Source organism: Jeotgalicoccus marinus DSM 19772, from assembly GCF_000425825.1.
Taxonomy (GTDB): domain Bacteria; phylum Bacillota; class Bacilli; order Staphylococcales; family Salinicoccaceae; genus Jeotgalicoccus; species Jeotgalicoccus marinus.
Genome location: NZ_AUEE01000006.1, coordinates 113,372 through 133,798, shown reverse-complemented (window position 1 = coordinate 133,798; position 20,427 = coordinate 113,372). Strand labels below are relative to the sequence as shown.

Below are 20,427 nucleotides of genomic sequence, written 5' to 3'. Positions count from 1 at the left end.
AAATAAGCTCGAATAAGCATTCATCACCCCCTTTAGATTTGATATAATATTTCTGAATGGGGGTATTTTTAATGGGTTCAGAAGTAACATTCTTCCTCGCCTTTGGTGCTGGTGTGCTAAGCTTTGTGTCCCCTTGTGTACTGCCGGTATTTCCTGCATTTGTGTCGTATATTACCGGAATGAGCTATAACGAGGTTGAGAAACAGCAATTCAATGGAAGAGCCATTTTACATACATTGTTTTTCTTAATAGGATTTAGCTTAATCTATATTGCCTTAGGATTTGGAACATCATTTTTAGGTGGATACTTAGTTGAGTACGGAAATCTCATTAGACAAATTGGCGCAATACTTATCGTCGTTTTCGGTCTAGTGATTACCGGCGTCTTAAAGTTTGATTTCCTAATGAAAAACCACAAGGTGGAATTTAAAAATAGACCGTCAGGATTTATCGGGTCTATATTAATTGGTATGGCTTTTGGTGCAGGTTGGACACCATGTAATGGTCCAATTATTGGTGCAATATTCGCCATGAGTGCAACTGAGCCTAACAATGCTTTGATGTTAATGCTCGTTTATTGTGTTGGTTTTGGTATTCCATTCTTTGTCTTAAGTTTCTTTGTATCTAAGACGAGATGGATGCTCAAGTATTCTGGTAAGATTATGAAAATTGGTGGCGTCATCATGATCTTAATGGGAATCTTGTTATATTTTGATGGTCTAACTCAAATTATCATTTGGTTACAGCCATTCTTTGGAGAATTCCAAGGATTCTAAGATGCTAGAATTTTTAAAATCAATTGAAGATACATTGTTCATGATTGCATCGTTAGGTGCAGTCGTGATGGGTATCTTAGTCATTGTCATTCGCCAAAAGGCAAGTAAGACGCCATTGACAATGAAGAAGATACTGATTCCACCTGTTGCAATGTCAACTGGTGCATTAATGTTTGTCTTCCCATACTTTAGATTATCACCACTTCATATCTTTGAGTCAGTTTTAATCGGTCTCTTATTTTCTATTGTTATTATATGGACGACGAAGTATGAAGTTAAGGCTGATGATCTATATGTGAGAACGACAAAAGCTTTTCCAATTATTTTAATGTCATTATTAATTCTAAGAATTGCTTTAAAATATATATTTTCACTGTCCACGACACCAGGAGAAATGGGCGGCATGTTTTTCTTACTTGCCTTTGTAATGATTCTATTGTGGCGGTTATCCATGTTAATGAAATTAATGAAATTCAAAAAACAGCAGGCCCTATGAGGGTCTGCTGTTAATTTTTTCTGTCTGTTCGAATATAGAGAACTTCTGTTTCTCATCATCTGCATATTCAAAGAGATCTAAGTACGGTGTGTAATCTATATCAAGTTGCTTTAATTTTTTCTTCATGAACTTATGGTCTTTTTTAGGTGTTGCAATAATATAACCCTTCATGATCTGATCGAGTTCTATTGTTTTAACTTTCTCATCTAGTGCAATCTTAGAAATCCTACCCGCAATTCTTTCTTTAGCGACATCTCTAAAGAGCTCTGGAACTGGACTGACTAATTCATTCAACAAGGCTTTAGCATCTTCATTCCATAAGGGAAGCGCCTGTTCAATATAATAGTCCTGCCAATCTAATTCTGAGTATCCGTCACCTTTTGGCATTCTGCGAAGAAACTTTCGGAACATGAAAAATCCACCAATGGTCATTAAACCCAACATGATAAAGGTCCAGATTGCGATTAGAATCATAAAAACATCAAATGACATCTTCTTCACCTCTCACTTATCTCACATTATACCGTCTTTAAAATCTTTTTGTCCATTTAATAATTTGTGACGATATATAGAGTGAAGGGAGGTGAAGACATGATAAAGAACATGAGCCTTAAAATGTTTCATTTTGTCACAGATGAGTCGGGTAAAGATGTGACAAAATCAAGAAGTTTGAACAACCTGAACACTGATGGTACAGATGCGAATTTGAATGCCTTAGCTGCAGTCTATGAAAGTTTAACAGGAGAATCTTATTACAACATTGAAAAAGTTATCACACATGTAGTCTAAAAAATAAAAAGGAGAAATTAAAATGACTGAAAAATTAGTATTAGTATTTACCACTAACGAAGACAAACGTTTTACATTAACGATTAATAACCCTAAAGAAGGTATTACGGCTGCAGAGGTTGAAGCTGAGGCACAAAAGATTATTGATGAAGATATCCTACGTCCAAATCAAGGCATTCCAGTTTCTCTATATTCAGCTAAAATTGTAAACACTGCAACAACAGTCCTTAAATAATGGATTGGTTACCATTCGTCAGTGATTTGGGCTTCCCTGCGGTCATTACATTCTTTTTACTCCACAGAGTGGAAAACAAATTGGATGATTTAATTATTACGATTCAAAGTCTCAAATAAACGACGCCACACTCAATAATATATTGAGTGTGGTTTTTTATATATCTTCATATCGTTTAAACATATAAATATGTATAATGACTGTAAGAGGTGACCATCATGCGAATATTACATACTGGGGACTGGCATATCGGTAGAAAAATGAATGGTTTAGATTTAATAGATGACCAGCGTTATATATTAGACCAACTACAAGTAGCAATCGAAGACAATCAAATTGATACTGTTGTCGTTGCTGGTGATATATTTGATCGTGTAAACCCTTCACAAAGTGCTTTAAAGCTAGCTAACGATACGCTATATAAAATAAATATAGAACTCGGCAAAAATCTTATCGTTATATCAGGAAATCATGACAGCCGTGAAAGAATCAATTACGGTAGTGAGTGGTTTAAAGCAACTGATTTTTATATAAATACAGACCTTTCTAAGGTTGCTGAGCCTGTGACAATTGACGATGTTGATTTTTATCTTGTACCGCATGTTGAAGTGCTAGAAGCACGAGTGTATTTTAATGATGATACGATCCAAACTCATCAAGATGCATATGAAAATATCGTAAAAGAAATTAATAAACATATGAATAAAGAACAGACAAATGTTTTAGTTGGCCATTTATATCTAAATGGAAGTATAGAAAGTGACTCTGAGAGACCTTTATCTATGGGGCTGAGTGAGGCAGTGAGTGCGGATGTCTTTAGTGATTTTGACTACACCTTACTCGGTCACTTACACCATCCTTTTGCAGTGGATCATGGGACTGCATTTTATAGTGGGTCTTTACTGAAGTACTCATTTTCTGAAACGAATCAGCCGAAGGGCTATAGAATTATTGACACTAAGAAAAAAGAAGTGACCTTCGCACCCATAAAACCGCTACATGAAGTGAAGGTTTACAGTGGAGATTATGAGGATTTAATCAAGCAAAAAGTGACTTTCGACGATGACCAAGCCTATTTTAAGTTTGAGCTATCCAATATGTCTTATGTCAATGAGCCGATGAGTAAAATTAAGCTACTATATCCGAACACTTTAGAGTTAAAACCATTAATTGAAGACGTGGCAAGTGACCTTGAAGCGGTGGATATTTCTACAACTTCTGATATTGAAATTTATGAATCATTTATAGAACACACATTAGACCGAACAATGACTGACTTTGATAAGGACATGTTCGATCAACACTTTGCAGGTGAAGACAATGAAACTGAGTAAATTATCAATGAAATATTTCGGCCCTTTTGAAAAAGAAGTTGTCGATTTTCATAGTCTAAACGATAGGTTGTTTTTAATCAGCGGACGAACAGGTTCTGGTAAAACGATGATCTTTGATGCGATTGTTACGGCCCTCTATGGTTCAGCATCAACGACAGGTCGGGATGAGGAATCTCTAAGAAGCCAATTCGCACCAGACGATGCGCCGTGTGAAGTAAGTCTGAAATTTGAAGTTAAAGACCGCGCCTATACAGTAGAGCGTGTCCTTAAGTATCAAAAACCAGGTAACAAATCAGCCACACCACCGAAGGCTGTCTTATATGATGACCAAGGGCAAATCATCGCATCATCCTTAACTGATGTGAGGGATGCAATCGAAGATATTGTAAAATTAACAAAAGCTCAGTTTAGAAAAATCTTAATTTTACCTCAAGGTGAATTTAAGGAACTACTGGTCTCAACAAGTCAGGAAAAACAAGACATATTAAGAACACTCTTTCAAACAGAACGCTTCTTAGATTTTGAGAATAATCTTAGAGATGAGTTAAAGGAACGCTCGAGTGCAGCAGCCCACCTTGATACTCGAATTTCTGAGCTGATTAAATATATAAACACTGAAGAAATTGATATTGATGAGGTCACTGAATTTCCGAATTACGATATGGTTGTGGACTATGTCGACGGGGTCATCTATTCATACGATAAAAAACTCGAAGAATTAAGAACACTCGGTACTAAAAGAAAAGAAGAGGCAGATGAGCTATCAAGACGTCTGCAAGAAAAAATTAAACATAATGAACAAATTGACCGTCTAAACAATTATAAAGGACAATTGACTACTTTAGTTGAACAGTCGGACTTTATCGAAAAAAATCGTCAGACAGTTAAACAGTTTGATGAGACGTCTAAAATCAAATATGAACTATTAAGAAAAAAAGAGCTTGAGACAGCGATAAGTGAAAATAAGGAAGCATTGAATGAAGCGGTTAGTGTTCAAGCGAATATTACGGATACATTGAATACTAAGACTGAGACGCTTGAAAGTATAGAACGAGAAAGACCTGAAATTAATGATAGAGAAAAGGTCTATTATAAGCATGAAAGGTTTTTAACTGATACCTACCGAAACCTAAACGATGTTATAGAGCGGTTGACTAAAGATGTTCAGGCAAGATACGAAGAGATTAAAATTCATCAAGAGAAAATTAGAAAGAAAAATGATGTGATAGAACAGATTAGCTATAAAGAAGCTGACTTTTTTGAATCTAAGAGTGTGTTGACTGACAATGGTCATAAACTTGAAGCTATAGAGAATAAGGTGAGACAGGCTGAAAAATCTGAAGCCTTGGTTAAAGAGAGGCAAGATATTGAAGCCAAACTAAGTGATAATAATAAGGAAATTGAGGAGCGTAAAAATGAGCTCGCAAGTTTTTCAGCAAAGCTTGAAAATTATGATGAAGACACCTTGTCTGTCATCAATCACCTGGTTAGTCACTTAGAAGTTGGATTGACTTGCCCAGTCTGTGAGCAGACCGTCATCGAATTGCCTGAGCACGGTGAGTTCACTCAGCAGCATAAGGAAGAGTTTAATGCACTCAGCGAACGCTTAAAGGCGATAGAAAAAGAGAATCAGTCTTTCGTTAATCGTCTCGATGTCATTGAAGAATTATTAAATTCAAGTGAATACCATGATTCAAGTGTGTTTAAAGAAGAAAGAGATAAATTAAGTGCTGACAAAGAGAAGCTAGTCAATCAAGTGGAAACGATTGAAGAGAAACTTAAAGAGAAAGAAGCCTTAAGTCAAGAAGTTGCCGGCTTAAAAGAAGAGGAAGATCAATTGACAAAATCTCTTTCTCAAAAAGAAGCTGACTTAAAAAACGAACAAAATAAGAAAGCTGAATTCACTGAAGTCACAGATTTTGAAGACTATGAATCCTTTAAAAATCATATGGATAGTGAGTATGAAACGCTAAATGCCTATCAGAAAAATTACGCTGAGGTGAAGGATGAGGTCAACCAGCTTTCTTCAAGTTTAAAATTAGCTAAGTCTAAGATTGAATCAAATGAAAAAGAAAAAGTGAAGTACCAAATCGAACAAGATAAACTCTCCACCACTATTAATAATTTCCTAACCTCAAGTGATTTTAACGAAGAAGAGGAATTATACGACCTTGTTCATAATCCAAATATTGAAGATAAAAGGCGAGAGGTCAAGCAGTATGACGATCAGAAAATGACCTTACAAGCCTACATCAAAGAAGTTGAAAGCGTACTGACAAGTAAGGATTCTATCAATATTGAAGGAGATCAGGCCGCCTTAAAAGAAGCGGATGATTCCTTAAGTCGGGCAAGAGAATTTTATGCAGAAGTCAGGACCAAGCGTCAGCAAAACGAAGATATTAAAGTGAAACTGTCTGACTTAATCACTGAACATCGTCAATCTTATGAGTTCTATATGAAATTAGTAGAACTGACAGAAGCAATTCAAGGAAAAAAAGGCCAGAAGGTGTCATTAGAGCGTTATGTCTTAATTTATTACCTAGATCGTATTCTAGATATTGCCAATATTCGTTTACTGAAGATGACCAATCATCGTTATAAATTACAAAGAAGTACGAAGCGGACGAATCGTTATAGTGGCTTAGATATTGAAGTGTTTGATTACTACAATAACCAAGAACGTAATATAAACACACTTTCTGGCGGGGAAACTTTCCAAGCATCTCTTGTTCTTGCACTTGCTCTAAACGAAGCACTCCAACAAGAGTCTGGTGGTATTCAACTGGACACTATGCTCATTGATGAAGGCTTTGGTACTTTAGACCAGGAAACTTTAGAGGTTGCGATAACAACATTAATAGACCTCCAAACGTCAGGCAAAACAATCGGTATTATTTCACATGTTGAAGAACTTAAAGATAGAATGGAGAACATTTTAACGGTCAGTCCGGAAAATGGGAAGAGTACAGTATCTATCACAAGCTTATAGTCAATGAAAAGTCATAAATATAGTAAAATTGACCCTCTTGTATTCTAGAATTCTGATAAAATTAATTTAGATATGAAACTGAGGAGGGAGTCACTTGAAAAAGTGGTTACTAGTCATCTTACCGGTCTTATTAATCTTATCGGCTTGTACTTCAGGTGCGATTGAACCAATGAGCCGCTATGGCGATGAAATTCAGGATTTTGAAGTGACGAATCAGGACGATGAGACCTTCACACGTGAAGACATGGATGGAAAAGTTTGGCTGATGAATTTTATGTTCACAAACTGTGCTACAGTATGTCCGCCGATGACTCAAAATATGACAGATGTAACAAATGCACTTGAAGAAAAAGGCATTGAAGACTATGGAGTAATGAGCTTTACGGTAGATCCTGAAACCGATCAACCTGATGTATTAACAGAGTATTCGAGCTGGTACGATATACCAGAAAGTACAGAATGGCAATTTTTAACGGATTATGATTACGACTTCATCAGAGGTTTTGCTGAAGATAACTTTAAGACTATCGTTGCACCACCACCAGAAGGTAGTAACCAAGTTACACACGGTACATCATTTTACTTAATCGATGAAGATGGAACGATACTTAAAGACTACGCTGGTGTTGATTCTGGAGATAATCAATTCCCATTAGAAGAAATTGTTTCAGATGTTGAAAAATTAGTTGACTACAACAGTGAAAATTAAAATCTGTAAAGATAAAGAGTGGCTAGGTTCATTAAGAATCTAGCCACTCTTTTCTTAAATATTAAACTAAGTTATCACATTGTCCTGTTTCTATGACTTCATAGAAGTTTTCAAAGCTAGTTTCAATCATATTAGATAGGGCTTCGTCAGTGTTTGAACCGATATGTGGTGTGACGAGTACTCTAGGGAAGAGTGCAAGTAAATCCTCAACGCTTTTATCAGGAAGCGGATTTTCATCAGTGAATTTCTTAAAGAAGACATCTTGTTCATTTGGCATAACATCTGTTCCGAACCCACGAAGTGTATCATTTTTAATTGCTTTTATAATCGCTTCATTATCCTGGAGTTCCCCGCGTGCTGTATTAATTAAGATTGCATCGTCTTTCATCTGACTGATGAAATCTTCATTAATCATACCATCATTTTCATTTGGAATATGTGGAATGTGCATACTGACGATATCGTTATTTTTAAGCAATTCTTCAGCTGAAACAAATTCGACGACTTCTTTTGCTGCTTCACTAGGATATAGATCAAAACCGAAGACTTTAGCCCCTAAGCCCTTGAATAATTTTGCTTCTGTTAGACCTATTTTTCCAGTTCCATATACGCCAACTGTACAGTTTCTAATTTCTCTACTAAACATTTCTGGTACGACTCTTAAGTCTTTTTCTTTGGTACGATCTAGTGTGAACGGAAGATTTCTAAGTAAATTCATCGCTAACATAACAGCAAGTTCTGCAATAGCATTAGGTGAATATCTCGGTACTCTTGCGACCTTGATATTTAAGTCTCTTGCAGCATCTAAATCTATGTGAGAGTACCCAACAGTTCTTGTGAAGACGTAGTTGATGCCTTTGTTTTTCATAAATTCTAGGGCTTGACGGTCACCTTTACAGTTTGCTCTTAGGAGTACAGAATCGTGTCCCTTTACTGTGTCTAAGTTATCATCAGTTAATAGCGCCTCGATTAGAGTTAATTCGAAATTATATTTATTTAATTGCTTAAAATATTCAACTTCATTCGGTCTAACACCGTATGCGATTAGTTTTATCATTATATAAATTCCTTTCTAATTTTAGATTTTAAAATATGCCTAAGTTACCAATGATGTTTAATACTACCAACCAAGTTGGTATCATTATAACTGCCGCTAGTGTAGATAAAAGTGAAGCGTTAGATGCGAGTATTGCTTCTTTTTCAAAGTTAATTGCATAGGCGACTGCTACTGTAGCAGCAGGGGTTGCCATCATTACAATCATTGTTGTAACTGCATCAATATCGAACACTAAAATGCCAGTTAGAGTTGTTAAAAAGAATACTGCTAAGTTAATGGCAGGCACTGCAATTGTTTTAACACCTGCGTAGTACCAAGAAGCTTTAGATTTTGCAGCTTGTGAAATATTAATTTCAGCTAAAGTTGCCCCGATTGATAACCAGGCGAGTGGTGATGCGAGACGTGCTAAGTATTCCATTGGTGCATACAACCAAGGTAGTGTTTGGTCAATTCTTAAGAATGCAACTTCCCTTGCAGTTTCAGTTGCTGCAACTGTAACTTGTGGTAAGTAGTCTTGTAAAAGCCAGATTGCAAGACCTAAGAATGTTGCAATAACAATTGGGTTTAAGAACATTGTTTTTAAGTTTCTAAGCTCCATTTTTAAGCCGCTCATACGGATATATGCATAAGAATATAGGAAAATACGGTATCCAATGTTAAAGATATTTGCATAGATTACACCGATAGGACCGAGTATTGCACTGACAATCGGAATCCCGAAGAATGTTGTTGATCCAAAAATAGATAATACTTCTAAAGTCGTTTTACGGTCTCCAGTAAATTTTGCATAGAATGGTTTCATTGCAAACATTAATACGATATACATTAATATTCCCCAGATTAAAACGTTTAAGCCTTGTGCGAGTTGCTCGCCATCAATGTCTGTCATAAATGCCGTAAAGGCTAGGGTAGGTAGACCAACAGTTAAGACAATTTTTGATAACGTCTTACCGACATTCTCATTGAAAATGCCTCGCTTTCTACAGAAAAATCCAAGTAAAATAATAAGAATAGTTGATGCGATGGCACTTAAGAAGCCCATATCAGTAAATGTTAAGACGATAACTTCCCAAAGGTTCATTGTGTTTCCTCCTCATATTGTTATTTTTTTCACAATGTTTAATTCACTTAGTATTCTATACTGGATTATACTTTTTGGAAAGACTTTATGTGAAAAAAATAACAATATTTTTTGTGCAGATGTAACAAAAATTATAGGAATGAATATAAAGGGGGACTTTTTAAAAGACTTATCACCGAAAAGGATTAAAGCGGTGATAAATGAGCACAATTCAAAGGACTTATCACCAAAACAAACAAAAGTGGTGATAAGTGAGCACTAGTCAGATCACTTATCACCATCTATTATTTATTTATTCACTTGCAGTGTTATCTTTGTTCCTAATTTTCCCTATTAAGAGCATGATCCCGACTAATATAATAATGCAGAGTACATTTTTCGTAAATAGTGGAATGGGGGCCGCATTAATAAGAATTCCAATAACTAATGCGAGTACACCATAGAGTGGAAACTTACCAGCGAATTGAGCAAGTACAGCCCCGAAAATTGCTGGTAGGACAAATGGAAAGACTTCTTGAACACTTTCTGGAATGACAGTTAGTAGCCAAAGTCCACCTAGTATAACTGGAATCAAAATAATCTTATTTACAAGAGAGGCGGCACTTATACCTAGAGTACCAATAATCTCTCCTTCATCTGTACCTGGTTTTACACCGACAGCTTCCTGACATGATGCAACTGCAGGTAAACACATATTTGAAATATTACCTGTAAAGAAAGCAACGTAGGTACCAGAAACCCCGAGAACAGGGAAGTACATAATTGGTTCTAGGAACCATACAATTGCAACGACCGCAGCATAGGCAAGAAAACTATTTAATATTAATGAGAAACCTGGATGATAACCCATCACAAAAGATATATATATAGGCAATGCAAATGATATTAAAATTGCAATGCCTAATGTGATTTTTCCCCATTTATGTGAGGCATTTCTAAATTCCTGCATGATTAACCTCCATTTATATAAAGAAGTAAACTGCGACTAAACTAATGAGGATAGAGAATCCTAATGACCATTCTTTTAGCCAGTTAATTCCTTTTTTATTGGCAATATAGTTAAATGTTAACGATGAGATAATTGCTACAATTGCAGTGAATATATATGGTGCGCCTTTAATCATTTCAGCTCCTGTTAGAGAACCGAAAACTGCAATCATTGCACCACTTGCCACAATCCCCATCAGATATTCCCCTTTGGGTTTTGAAGTTAACTTAGTCTGAATCCTACTTAAGTATGGTGTCGCAAAGAAAGTAAAGATCATCCAACCGGCGCCACCGATACATAAGGTCCATACTACAAGGTTAAAAATCTCGGGAGAGAAACCATCACCTGCTAAGGTCACACCTGCAGATTGCGCGGATAGCTGCGCACCCATACTTTCGATTGGTGCAGAGCCAATCACACCAATTCTCATCATCGTTAATGGATTACCTATGAGTGATATTAAGGAAACAGCAACGATAATAATACCAATAGAAGGTCCGATAGCTGTTATACTTCCAGTCTTTACTGCACGTTTAATATCTGTTTCAGAAATACCAACATCTCGAGCTGCTTTTTTCGATAAGGATAAAAATTTGATTGCCTGAAATATTACCAAGACTATTATTGCACCAGCAAAAGTCCATACAACTGGTGAATTAGCGAAATCCATTCCTGTCATTTAAGACGCCCCTTTGTTTATCTATATGTTTTATTTTTCTAAGCGATCTAAGACAACTTGACCAAGTACTTTTGCACTGATTAAGAGTGAGCCCTCGTGCACCTTAAATTTAGGGTGGTGGTTCGGATAAACATCCTCTAGTTCAACACCATCTGGTTTGGCACCGACTTGGATGAAAGTGCCTGGTATTTTTTGAGTATAGAATGAAAAGTCTTCTGAACCACTTGAAGGTTTAGGATGAGAAATTGTATCGAAATAGTCACCGACGTTTTCACTTAAAATTTCTTCGACTTGCTCTGTCTCTTTTGGATGATTATAAGTCACTGGATAGTCATAGACATAATCTAATTCACAAGTAACATCAAATGAACTTTCAATACCTGTAGCAATTTTCTTCATTGCCTCATAAGCAGGTACCTTATTCTTTTCATCTAGATAACGGACTGTTCCTCTTAAGGTGACTGAATCTTGAATCACATTATAACCACCTGGTGCATCAAAGGCAGTGACAGAAACGACGACACTATCCATCGGATCCATGCGTCTAGAGACAATAGTCTGTGCCTCAGCGACAAAATATGCACCAGCAACGAGTGCATCATGTGTTGTGTGTGGCATGGCACCGTGACCACCATAACCTTGAATTTTAAGATCATAGTTTGAGCGGCCTGCCATAGCATTACCAGATATAAGACCAATTTCACCAAGTTCTAACATTGGGAAGATATGAATGCCGTAAACTTCATCTAGATCATCTAAAATACCTGATTCCACAATACTTTTGGCACCACCTGGTGGCACTTCTTCAGCATGTTGATGAATAAGCTTAATTTTGCCTTTCCACTCATCTTTTAATTCGATTAACGCCTTACCTAAATAGAGTAGGTAAGCAGTATGTACATCATGGCCACACGCATGCATGACACCATCATTTGTCGATTTAAATTCAACATCTGCTTCTTCTTGTATAGGTAGCGCGTCAAAATCTGCACGTAGTCCAATTGTTTGTCCAGGGCCATTACCCTCTATTTCAACGATGATGCCGTAACCGTTTCCAACATGGGTCGTAACTTTAACATCTTCACCCTTATAAAAATCTTCAATATACTTGGCAGTGTTTTCCTCTTTAAAAGAAAGTTCTGGGTTAGCATGCAGATGACGTCTTGTTTCAATCATAGCTGCTTCACTTTCTTCTAATTTTTTAAATAATTTGTCTTTCAAACTCATTTGTATATCCTCCTTTATATTTATGAATTTAGTCTATCACTGGATTTTAGAATAGACAAATAATTCTTTATATTTGAATAATATATTTAAAAATAACAATATTTCTATTTTTGTCTGTAATTTTAAGAAAATTGTCGTGATTTTTAGATAAAACAATGAAACTGTAGTGTTTTTCATACAATTTTGGAATTACTGCTTTTTTACAACAATTTAAATAGAGAATATATTGGATTTAAATCAATTAGAGGAGGACATTTATGCTTTTAATCATGACAATGGGTGGTGTGTTAGCTTCTTTTATGTATGCTTTAACTCAAAATAGTCATATCAACTTTTTAACTAGACGGAGTTCATGTGATTCATGTGACAGAACTTTAAACGTAATAGATCTTATTCCAGTTGTCGGCTTTTTAATAAACAGAGGGAGATGTAAAGCATGTAATACAAAAATATCAATCAACTATTTCTTTGTTGAGCTTATAATGATCAGTTTGTTTTTATTGCCGACTATTACGCCATTAGCCTATGATAATTTAGTTCTATATTACTTACTCGTCAGTATATTAATACCACTCTCAATATATGATTATGAAACGATGTTAATTCCCTTGCACATGCTTTTAATATTGTTAGTTACCGGTTTGTTCCTCACGAATTTTATAAACTTTGATCCTTTCCTTGACTTGATAATCGTTGGCTTACTCCATATCTTTTATTTCATTTTAAAAGATAAGATTGGGTATGGTGACATACAGCTGTTCTCTGTCTTGACTGTAATTACCCCTCTAGATTTTTTTATCTTTTCCTTTTTGTTTACCTATATTATCGGTGGGATTGCCGTTATTGTATTAGATTTAATCTCTAAAAAACGCCTTGTAAAAGTGCCTTTAGTTCCTTTTATTGCGACGAGCCTTATCATTACTTTCTTCCTATATATTGACTACAATGATATTTACTTTGGAGGACACCTATGACCAGCGAATTAATGATTAGAGAAATGCATGATTCCGATAAACCTCGTGAGCGATTGCTCTTATATGGTCCGGATAAACTTACTAACCAGGAATTACTCGCAATACTCATTGCAACAGGTAATAAAAATGAATCAAGTCTATCTTTAGCTGCAAAAATACTTAAAGATTTACCTTCTATTAGAGAATTAAGAGAACTGACTTATGAAGAACTAACCTCAATTAAAGGAATTGGCAAGGTAAAGGCGATTACAATACTTTCATTTATAGAACTTGCTATTCGTATGCATACACATTCTAGAGAGGAAGAAAAATTTATTCGATCACCTAAAGATGTATCAGATATATTGATGGAAAAAGTCAGGTTCTATAATCAAGAGCATTTTATCGTCCTATTTCTAACGACTAAAAACATGGTCATTGAAGAAAAAACTTTATTTATAGGATCTTTGAATTCAAGTATTGTACATCCAAGAGAAATCTTTCGTGAAGCAGTGAAAAGAAGTGCTGCAGCGTTTATTTGTGTGCACAATCATCCCAGCGGAGATCCGACTCCATCAAAGGAAGATATTGAAGTAACAAAAAGATTAAAAGATTGTGGAGACCTTATTGGTGTGGATTTTTTAGATCATATTATAATTGGAGATGGTAAATACATCTCCTTAAAAGAAATGTCTTATATATAAGGAGTATACTATGGGATTAGATATGTATTTAGTACTAGAAGATCGAACGACAAAAGAGCAAATTGAGTATGCATATTATAGGAAATTTAACGCACTGCAGGGTTACTTTGAATCAAATTATAATATTGAAAATCCTGGGGTCATAGAACTTACGATGGATATAATTAATGATGTCTATATCAGGTTAAACGAAATACGTTATGCACCAGAAAAAGCAAATTTAATTCTACCCACCTATGCTGGTCCATTTTTTGGACGAATGACTTACGATCGTTTATATCACTCTTATATAAACCAAGCAGCTAATGATTTTTATCATGCAAAATTCATAGACTACAGTAAATATAAATTATACTATTCATCCAATTGGTAGGATAAAGACCAGTGTAGAACACCATCTACACGGGTCTTTTTAAATGAATATAATCAATTATGAATGAAATATGTCAAAAATGTGATAATTCTGGTTTGTTAGATAGAAATTTAGGGGATTATTTAATATAAAAGTGTATTTTTAAAATATTAAAAGGGGATGTTTGCCATTAAATACTTGGTTCTATTACTATCTAGTTTCTGGTTTTTCGGTGGAGAGGGTGACAGTGATAACACTTCAAACATTTTGGTGCAACAGCTAGACAACAAAGATGATGAAAGTGAGGAAACAGAAGCTTCTAAAGAAGACGAGGAAGCTGAGGATGAAGCCGACCAAGAAACTGGAGTCGTCGGTTCAAGAAAAGTATCTAGTGAAATGACAGAAACTACCTTAACTGGTCCTGATGATAAGGAAATTACAGCACTTTTTGAAAATAATGCTGAACCGATTGAGGCATTTGAAGATGCGGAGGAAGCGGATGTAGACCTTGAAGATGTCTTAAAACCGAAAGATGAAGTCACAAGCTATTATTCTGAAACTTTCATGTTGATTAACGCATTTGAAGCTGAGTCTGATGAGCCAGCTGATACAGATTTAATTGGTTTGACTGCAGAAATCAACGAAGAGGATGAACTTCAAGTTTACTCAGGTCAGTGGTATCAAGAAGATGAGTTCATCTACCCATATGCATATGCAGATAGTGACACTTTACTTTATATAACTGAGGATAAATGGACGGATATAACAGGTGAAGCTGAAGCAGAAGAAATATATTACGGTACGTATTCAAGCGTTTACGATGCATTAATGGAAAGTGAGGATGTCATAGAAATTTTTGAAGATGATGATAATTATTATTTAATTAATGTCGGTCAAGAAGAAGTCCTTCATGAGACATTTGGTTCGATTTATGAAGTCGAGTTCCAAAATGCAGATGAGGAATCACAAAATAATGCAGTACTTGCAATAGTTGATAAAGACTCAAATGAAGTTAGTGACCTCACCTACATTAGTAATGCCAAAGGTTTAGCTGAAGGGATAGAACTACAAATCGAAGTTGCTGCTAAGTTTGATAATTACGGCGACTACGACGATGGTGTGACAGAACCTACTGAAGGTGAGGAAATTGAAGTTGGTGAACAGAGTAGCGAAAATCGAAGTGGTGTTGATGCATCGAGTACTGGAAAAGTTGAAGGAGAAACTTTGACAGGTAAAGATGGTGCAGAAATTAATTCTGTTCAAGAAAATAACCAAGGCTTATCAACAGCACTTGAAGAAGCTGAAGATACGGATGTTGAAATTGATGAAATCTTTAAAGATAAAAGCGAGATTTATTCTTATTACTCAGAGTTTGATGCAATGGTACGCTTAATCGGTGAATCTGATGATGAACAGAGGGAAGAAACGGTTAAAGCAACTGCTGAAATTTATGAAGTCGAAGATGAATTAGAAGTTTACTCTGAAGTTGCGAATAATGGCGAGGACTTAGAACCATCTGTTTATGCAAGTGAAGAAATTTATTTCCAATATGATGGAAGTAAATGGAATGATCTGTCTACAGAAGGGAATGTAGAAGACGTTTATAATCCCACATATAGTAATATGTATGATGTCTTCATGGAAAACCAGGAACTACTCGATGTTAAAGTAGATGATGACTATTATTATCTTTATAACATCTCAAATGATATGGAAATTCATGATACATTTGGTCAGATATTTGGAGCAGAAATCAATAATGGTGTTGAAGATGAACAAGTGAATGCCATCGTTGGTGTTTTAGATAAGGAAACAAATGAATTGAGTCAAGTAACCTATATCTCTACAGCACCATCTCAGAATGGTGAGGGTGCAATACACTTAGAAATGTCTGGTATATATAAAGATTATGGAAAATTTGATGATGATGGTATAACTGTTCCTGACGAGATATACGAATAGGATGAAATAATTATGACCAAGTTCTTAAAATTTAAAGTACTTGGTCTTTAATATTGTATAATAATAGTAAACATAAGCAAGGTGGGAGAAAATATGGAATTCGTGACATTAAATAATGGTGTTGAGATGCCAATAGAAGGTTTTGGTGTCTTTCAAATTGAACCGGAAGAAACTGAGAAGTGTGTACTAGATGCAATAGAAGTTGGATATAGACACATTGATACAGCAGCCACCTATGGCAATGAACGTGGTGTTGGTACTGCAATTAAAAAATCAGGTATTGATCGTAAAGATTTATTTATTACTAGTAAATTATGGGTGGAAGATCAAGGTTATGAATCAACTTTAAAGGCATTTGAGAAATCCCTAGAGCGTTTAGGGACCGATTATTTAGATTTATATTTAATTCATCAGCCATTCGGGGATTATTATGGTTCATACCGTGCTATGGAAGCATTGTATAAGCAAGGAAAAATTAAAGCGATTGGGGTTTCAAACTTTGATTCCGCACGATTAGTTGATTTGATTATGAATAATGAGATTGTACCTCAGATTAATCAAATAGAACTACATCCATTTTTACAACAAAAAGAAGCAATCAAGGTGATGAAAGAATATGGCGTTCAAGTAGAGTCATGGGGCCCTTTAGCAGAAGCTAAACATGGTATTTTAGAAGAAAAAGAATTACAAGATATCGCACAGAAGCATAAAAAAACCGTTGCACAGGTCATCCTTAGATGGCACCTCGATAATGGTATCGTTATTATTCCTAAGTCTGTAAATAAAGATAGAATGATTGAAAATCTAGATATCCACGATTTTAATCTAGACAGTGCTGATATGAGAATCATTGAAGCTTTTGATGGAAGTCAAAATAAAATTGTGGATCATACTGATATCAATATTGTGATTGGTATGAATAAATCAAAGACACCAGAGTGAATGTAAAATCCCTGAATGCCAATATTGGTATTCAGGGACTTACCTTATAAGAAAGAAATTAATATACCACCAATTGCACCACTAACCACAATGAGCCAAGGTGGAGATTTTAAGTAATTCAACATGACAAATAGTATTGCAGCTAAGGCGAAATCTGCTGGTTGATTAATGGCAGAAGTTGAGATTGGTGTGTAAAGTGCAGCAATTAAAATACCAACCACTGCTGCATTAACCCCCATTACAGCCCCTTTAGTTTTAGCATGATTTCTTATCATATCCCAGAAGGGCAGGCTGCCTAAAATAAGTAAAAATGCTGGTAGGAATATTGCGAATGTTGCAAATAAGCCACCGAGCCAGCCATTCATAACAGTGCCGAGGTATGAAGCGAAGGTGAAAAGCGGTCCTGGAACTGCTTGAGTTGCCGCATAGCCTGCTAAAAATGCCTCTTGTGAAATCCAGCCCATTGGTACAAGTTCTTGCTCTAGAAGTGGTAAAACAACGTGACCACCTCCAAAAACCAAGGAGCCAGCACGATAAAAGCTGTCAAAAACAGATACCCAATAATTTCCCGTAAATTCTCTTAACATGGGTAGTAAGAATAACAATATAAAAAATAAACTTAAACAGATGATAGAAAAAGTTTTGTTAACTGGGAACAAAGTTCTTTTCGTATCAGCTTCATGGTCCTTAAATATTAAAAATCCAAGCAGTGCAGCAATTAGAATGACGCCAACTTGTGTAATAACTGATGGAAAGATAAGTATAATAACAACGGCTAAGAGCGCAATCAGTTTTCGACTTAAATCAGGCGTTAAATTTTTAGCCATGCCAAGTATTGCATGTAAGACGATGACTACTGCAACAATTTTTAAGCCTTGAATCCAAGCTGCATCAGCAATATTGAAGGTTGTTAAAAGACTAGCAAAAATAATTAGTGCAATGACTGAAGGTAAGGTGAATCCTAAAAATGAGATGATACCACCTAAAACGCCACCTCGCATGACACCGACTCCGATACCTACCTGACTGGACGCGGGACCAGGTAAAAATTGAGAAAGTGCGACAAGATCAGCATAACTCTTTTCATCCATCCACTTTTTACGCTCGACATACTCGGTATGAAAGTAACCGAGGTGTGCAGAGGGTCCACCAAAAGAAGTTAAGCCTAATCTTGTGGACACTAAATATATTTCAAGTAATAGCATGAATCGCTTCATTTAATCCTCCTTAAAAACTTGTTTTTGTGTAGAATACCATTTAAAGTTATTGAGTACTATAGAAATTTATATTCTTTTACAATTCATAATGTAATTGAAATAAAGTAGGTGAATTAATGAAAAAGAGAGAAATTGCAGCGCTTGGTTTTCAGAAATTAGAATCGAATCTACAGTGTCCGATTTGTAGTGCTGATTTAAATGTCGTCGATTCAAATCGTTTAGTGTGTGTAAAACGTCATAGTTATGACTTAGCAAAACAAGGCTACGTCAATATGCTGCAAAAACAAGTATCTTCGATGTATGATCAAGACTTATTTGATGCGAGGTATAATATTATATCAGTTCATAATCTTTACAAAATAATTCATCAAAAAATTGCTGATATAATTAATGCACTTCCAAATGAAAACCGCCTTATTTTTGATGCAGGTTCTGGTGAAGGTTCACATTTACGTTCAATTATAAAACTAGTTGATAAAGATAACACTCATGGTATTGGATTAGATATCTCAAAAGATGGTGTTTTACTCGCGAGTAAAAACTATAGTCATGAAAACTGGGTGGTCGGAGATTTAAGTCGTACACCGTTTAAAGAGAGTAGTATAGATGTAATCTTAAGCTACTTATCTCCTGCGAATTATGAAGAATTTCAACGTATTTTAAAGCCGAACGGCATACTGATCAAAGTTATTCCGGGTAGCAAGTACTTAAAAGAAATTAGAGAAACTTTAGCTGGTGATAGTCAAGAATATGAGAATACGGATACCTTGGAATTAATGAGAAATAAAGTAGATGTTATTTCCGAAGAGAGAATCACATATGAAGTTGAACTGGCTAGCGTCGCTTTAAAAGATTTAATAAAGATGACCCCGCTCGGTTGGCACGTAAGTCAGCAAGAGATTAAAGATTTTACTGAAACAAGCAGTAAAATAATTACTGTAGATTTACACATTATTCAAGCGAAATATTGAAATAACTGTCATTGTAATCTTATCAAACTGCGTTATAATACTGTTTATGGGCTATTATTTGAAATATTTGAGCTTATATTACAAAGATATTACAAACATAATTATTTCACATTAAGGCTTGAAATAACCCAAAGATTAAAATATAATGAAAATATATTAAGAAATACATAACAGAACGACCTATTAATTTATAGCTATACTTCATATTATTAGCTCAATCGTTCTTTGATAGTGCCTTTGGCCTAGATATCATATTATATTATTTATCTGTTAGGGAGACTTCGAGTCTCTCTTTTTTTATGACTATTTATAAGTAGTGGTGAGTAAGGTGGACGAAAAAGAATTATTAGAATATGCAGTAGCATTCTCTAAGAAGCATTTTAATGTGGATTTTAATATTTCACTAAGAATCTCAAATAGAATGACTGCAAAGCTTGGCGCTTTTGTAATTAAGACGAGACACAACAGGGTTATTAACGAAGAGATTGTCATGTCGAAAACCTTTATTGACAATAATCCGAGGCACGTAATTCTTGATGTCCTACACCATGAATGTGTGCATTTTTGTCTATATCGACTAAACAAACCTTACCGAGATCAAGATGATTATTTTAAGAATACACTCAAGAAGCTCAACATTTCATTAACAAGAACCTATAGATACAAAGGCATTTTACATCATTATCAATGTATGCACTGTAATTATAAATTTACTAAACGTATGAAGGGCTATGAGAAGCGGTATGTCTGTGCAGGTTGTCATTCGAGATTTGCTTATCTCGGTCAAAGTAATGAGTCGCCTTATATTGACTTTTAGAATTAAATCATATAGTATTACTCTAAATTGAATATGAAATTATCAAGAGAGATGGAGGGTCGGGCCCTATGAAGTCTCAGCAGCGGGCTTATTTAAGTACTGTGCTAAATCCTGCAGGCATCGGCTTGGAAGATAATCAAACATCGCCA

The 20,427-nt window shown here is 35.4% G+C and carries 22 protein-coding genes and 1 riboswitch; of the genes, 15 read left to right on the top strand and 7 right to left on the bottom strand.

Features of this window, described 5'->3' with window-relative positions; genetic code table 11:
- The first annotated feature begins 71 nt into the window (after nt 1-71).
- Nucleotides 72-776, top strand: coding sequence for a cytochrome c biogenesis CcdA family protein (locus H624_RS0104355; RefSeq protein ID WP_026866522.1), 705 nt, complete (start codon nt 72-74; stop codon nt 774-776).
- Between the two features lie 40 nt (nt 777-816).
- On the top strand, nt 817-1,272 hold the full coding sequence (locus H624_RS0104350; protein ID WP_035856088.1) for a CcdC family protein: 456 nt from the start codon (nt 817-819) through the stop codon (nt 1,270-1,272).
- On the opposite strand, the gene H624_RS0104345 is transcribed toward H624_RS0104350, so the two are convergent.
- The gene (locus H624_RS0104345; RefSeq protein ID WP_026866520.1) at nt 1,267-1,764 is read right to left on the bottom strand and encodes a DUF2621 family protein; all 498 of its coding nucleotides are present in this window, start codon (nt 1,762-1,764) and stop codon (nt 1,267-1,269) included. The genes H624_RS0104350 and H624_RS0104345 overlap by 6 nt on opposite strands.
- Nucleotides 1,765-1,863: 99 nt before the next feature.
- Between H624_RS0104345 and H624_RS11585 the strand changes: the two genes are divergently transcribed.
- From H624_RS11585 to H624_RS0104320, 6 genes are all read left to right on the top strand, one after another.
- On the top strand, nt 1,864-2,061 hold the full coding sequence (locus H624_RS11585) for a DUF1659 domain-containing protein (protein WP_035856043.1): 198 nt from the start codon (nt 1,864-1,866) through the stop codon (nt 2,059-2,061).
- Nucleotides 2,062-2,083: 22 nt separating this feature from the next.
- Nucleotides 2,084-2,296, top strand: coding sequence for a DUF2922 domain-containing protein (locus H624_RS0104335; RefSeq protein ID WP_026866519.1), 213 nt, complete (start codon nt 2,084-2,086; stop codon nt 2,294-2,296).
- Complete coding sequence (locus H624_RS12355; protein WP_084145719.1) at nt 2,296-2,415, top strand: YvrJ family protein; 120 nt, start codon at nt 2,296-2,298, stop codon at nt 2,413-2,415. The genes H624_RS0104335 and H624_RS12355 overlap by 1 nt, the downstream gene beginning before the upstream one ends.
- 99 nt (nt 2,416-2,514) lie before the next feature.
- Complete coding sequence (locus H624_RS0104330) at nt 2,515-3,630, top strand: exonuclease SbcCD subunit D (protein WP_026866518.1); 1,116 nt, start codon at nt 2,515-2,517, stop codon at nt 3,628-3,630.
- 7 nt (nt 3,631-3,637) lie between these two features.
- Nucleotides 3,638-6,619 carry an AAA family ATPase gene (locus H624_RS0104325; RefSeq protein WP_169515934.1) on the top strand — a complete coding sequence of 994 codons (2,982 nt, stop codon included), beginning with the start codon at nt 3,638-3,640 and terminating at the stop codon, nt 6,617-6,619.
- A gap of 94 nt (nt 6,620-6,713) precedes the next feature.
- Nucleotides 6,714-7,328: an SCO family protein gene (locus tag H624_RS0104320; RefSeq protein ID WP_026866516.1), complete on the top strand. Its 615-nt coding sequence runs from the start codon at nt 6,714-6,716 to the stop codon at nt 7,326-7,328.
- A 61-nt stretch (nt 7,329-7,389) separates the two neighbouring features.
- On the opposite strand, the gene H624_RS0104315 is transcribed toward H624_RS0104320, so the two are convergent.
- From H624_RS0104315 to H624_RS0104290, 5 genes are all read right to left on the bottom strand, one after another.
- On the bottom strand, nt 7,390-8,385 hold the full coding sequence (locus tag H624_RS0104315; protein WP_035856040.1) for an NAD(P)-dependent oxidoreductase: 996 nt from the start codon (nt 8,383-8,385) through the stop codon (nt 7,390-7,392).
- 28 nt (nt 8,386-8,413) lie between these two features.
- Complete coding sequence (locus tag H624_RS0104310) at nt 8,414-9,466, bottom strand: AEC family transporter (RefSeq protein WP_026866514.1); 1,053 nt, start codon at nt 9,464-9,466, stop codon at nt 8,414-8,416.
- Nucleotides 9,467-9,758: 292 nt separating this feature from the next.
- Entirely contained in the window at nt 9,759-10,415 is a 657-nt protein-coding gene (locus tag H624_RS11580) for a hypothetical protein (protein ID WP_051220473.1), read from the bottom strand.
- Between the two features lie 13 nt (nt 10,416-10,428).
- Entirely contained in the window at nt 10,429-11,133 is a 705-nt protein-coding gene (locus H624_RS0104295) for a DUF5058 family protein (protein ID WP_026866512.1), read from the bottom strand.
- A gap of 30 nt (nt 11,134-11,163) precedes the next feature.
- Nucleotides 11,164-12,360 carry an amidohydrolase gene (locus H624_RS0104290; protein WP_026866511.1) on the bottom strand — a complete coding sequence of 399 codons (1,197 nt, stop codon included), beginning with the start codon at nt 12,358-12,360 and terminating at the stop codon, nt 11,164-11,166.
- Nucleotides 12,361-12,617: 257 nt separating this feature from the next.
- Between H624_RS0104290 and H624_RS0104285 the strand changes: the two genes are divergently transcribed.
- From H624_RS0104285 to H624_RS0104265, 5 genes are all read left to right on the top strand, one after another.
- Complete coding sequence (locus tag H624_RS0104285) at nt 12,618-13,334, top strand: prepilin peptidase (protein WP_026866510.1); 717 nt, start codon at nt 12,618-12,620, stop codon at nt 13,332-13,334.
- Nucleotides 13,331-14,017, top strand: a complete 687-nt coding sequence (gene radC, locus H624_RS0104280; protein ID WP_035856037.1) for a RadC family protein — start codon at nt 13,331-13,333, stop codon at nt 14,015-14,017. The genes H624_RS0104285 and radC overlap by 4 nt, the downstream gene beginning before the upstream one ends.
- A gap of 10 nt (nt 14,018-14,027) precedes the next feature.
- The gene (locus tag H624_RS0104275; RefSeq protein ID WP_026866508.1) at nt 14,028-14,390 is read left to right on the top strand and encodes a hypothetical protein; all 363 of its coding nucleotides are present in this window, start codon (nt 14,028-14,030) and stop codon (nt 14,388-14,390) included.
- 159 nt (nt 14,391-14,549) lie between these two features.
- A complete protein-coding gene (locus H624_RS0104270; protein WP_026866507.1) occupies nt 14,550-16,331 on the top strand; it encodes a hypothetical protein in 1,782 nt (593 codons plus the stop codon).
- Nucleotides 16,332-16,424: 93 nt separating this feature from the next.
- Nucleotides 16,425-17,273 carry an aldo/keto reductase gene (locus H624_RS0104265; RefSeq protein WP_026866506.1) on the top strand — a complete coding sequence of 283 codons (849 nt, stop codon included), beginning with the start codon at nt 16,425-16,427 and terminating at the stop codon, nt 17,271-17,273.
- Between the two features lie 44 nt (nt 17,274-17,317).
- Here H624_RS0104265 and chrA read toward each other — a convergent pair whose 3' ends face one another.
- Nucleotides 17,318-18,490 (bottom strand): chromate efflux transporter, encoded by a 1,173-nt coding sequence (gene chrA, locus H624_RS0104260; RefSeq protein WP_026866505.1) that lies wholly within the window; start codon nt 18,488-18,490, stop codon nt 17,318-17,320.
- Nucleotides 18,491-18,606: 116 nt separating this feature from the next.
- Between chrA and H624_RS0104255 the strand changes: the two genes are divergently transcribed.
- Nucleotides 18,607-19,461, top strand: a complete 855-nt coding sequence (locus H624_RS0104255; protein ID WP_026866504.1) for a putative RNA methyltransferase — start codon at nt 18,607-18,609, stop codon at nt 19,459-19,461.
- Nucleotides 19,462-19,789: 328 nt separating this feature from the next.
- Nucleotides 19,790-20,278, top strand: a complete 489-nt coding sequence (locus H624_RS0104250) for a SprT-like domain-containing protein (RefSeq protein ID WP_026866503.1) — start codon at nt 19,790-19,792, stop codon at nt 20,276-20,278.
- A gap of 36 nt (nt 20,279-20,314) precedes the next feature.
- A riboswitch (SAM riboswitch) is annotated at nt 20,315-20,417 on the top strand.
- Nucleotides 20,418-20,427: the final 10 nt, after the last annotated feature.

Bases quoted from the DNA above. Each gene is read 5' to 3' on its own strand.
- H624_RS0104285 (WP_026866510.1), top strand. From the start codon at position 12,618: ATGCTTTTAATCATGACAATGGGTGGTGTGTTAGCTTCTTTTATGTAT.
- H624_RS0104325 (WP_169515934.1), top strand. From the start codon at position 3,638: ATGAAATATTTCGGCCCTTTTGAAAAAGAAGTTGTCGATTTTCATAGT.
- H624_RS0104295 (WP_026866512.1), bottom strand. From the start codon at position 11,133: ATGACAGGAATGGATTTCGCTAATTCACCAGTTGTATGGACTTTTGCT.
- H624_RS0104255 (WP_026866504.1), top strand. From the start codon at position 18,607: ATGAAAAAGAGAGAAATTGCAGCGCTTGGTTTTCAGAAATTAGAATCG.
- H624_RS0104270 (WP_026866507.1), top strand. From the start codon at position 14,550: ATGTTTGCCATTAAATACTTGGTTCTATTACTATCTAGTTTCTGGTTT.
- H624_RS0104355 (WP_026866522.1), top strand. From the start codon at position 72: ATGGGTTCAGAAGTAACATTCTTCCTCGCCTTTGGTGCTGGTGTGCTA.
- H624_RS0104335 (WP_026866519.1), top strand. From the start codon at position 2,084: ATGACTGAAAAATTAGTATTAGTATTTACCACTAACGAAGACAAACGT.
- H624_RS0104290 (WP_026866511.1), bottom strand. From the start codon at position 12,360: ATGAGTTTGAAAGACAAATTATTTAAAAAATTAGAAGAAAGTGAAGCA.
- H624_RS0104345 (WP_026866520.1), bottom strand. From the start codon at position 1,764: ATGTCATTTGATGTTTTTATGATTCTAATCGCAATCTGGACCTTTATC.
- chrA (WP_026866505.1), bottom strand. From the start codon at position 18,490: ATGAAGCGATTCATGCTATTACTTGAAATATATTTAGTGTCCACAAGA.
- radC (WP_035856037.1), top strand. From the start codon at position 13,331: ATGACCAGCGAATTAATGATTAGAGAAATGCATGATTCCGATAAACCT.
- H624_RS0104310 (WP_026866514.1), bottom strand. From the start codon at position 9,466: ATGAACCTTTGGGAAGTTATCGTCTTAACATTTACTGATATGGGCTTC.
- H624_RS0104315 (WP_035856040.1), bottom strand. From the start codon at position 8,385: ATGATAAAACTAATCGCATACGGTGTTAGACCGAATGAAGTTGAATAT.
- H624_RS0104350 (WP_035856088.1), top strand. From the start codon at position 817: ATGATTGCATCGTTAGGTGCAGTCGTGATGGGTATCTTAGTCATTGTC.
- H624_RS0104265 (WP_026866506.1), top strand. From the start codon at position 16,425: ATGGAATTCGTGACATTAAATAATGGTGTTGAGATGCCAATAGAAGGT.
- H624_RS0104275 (WP_026866508.1), top strand. From the start codon at position 14,028: ATGGGATTAGATATGTATTTAGTACTAGAAGATCGAACGACAAAAGAG.
- H624_RS0104330 (WP_026866518.1), top strand. From the start codon at position 2,515: ATGCGAATATTACATACTGGGGACTGGCATATCGGTAGAAAAATGAAT.
- H624_RS12355 (WP_084145719.1), top strand. From the start codon at position 2,296: ATGGATTGGTTACCATTCGTCAGTGATTTGGGCTTCCCTGCGGTCATT.
- H624_RS11580 (WP_051220473.1), bottom strand. From the start codon at position 10,415: ATGCAGGAATTTAGAAATGCCTCACATAAATGGGGAAAAATCACATTA.
- H624_RS11585 (WP_035856043.1), top strand. From the start codon at position 1,864: ATGATAAAGAACATGAGCCTTAAAATGTTTCATTTTGTCACAGATGAG.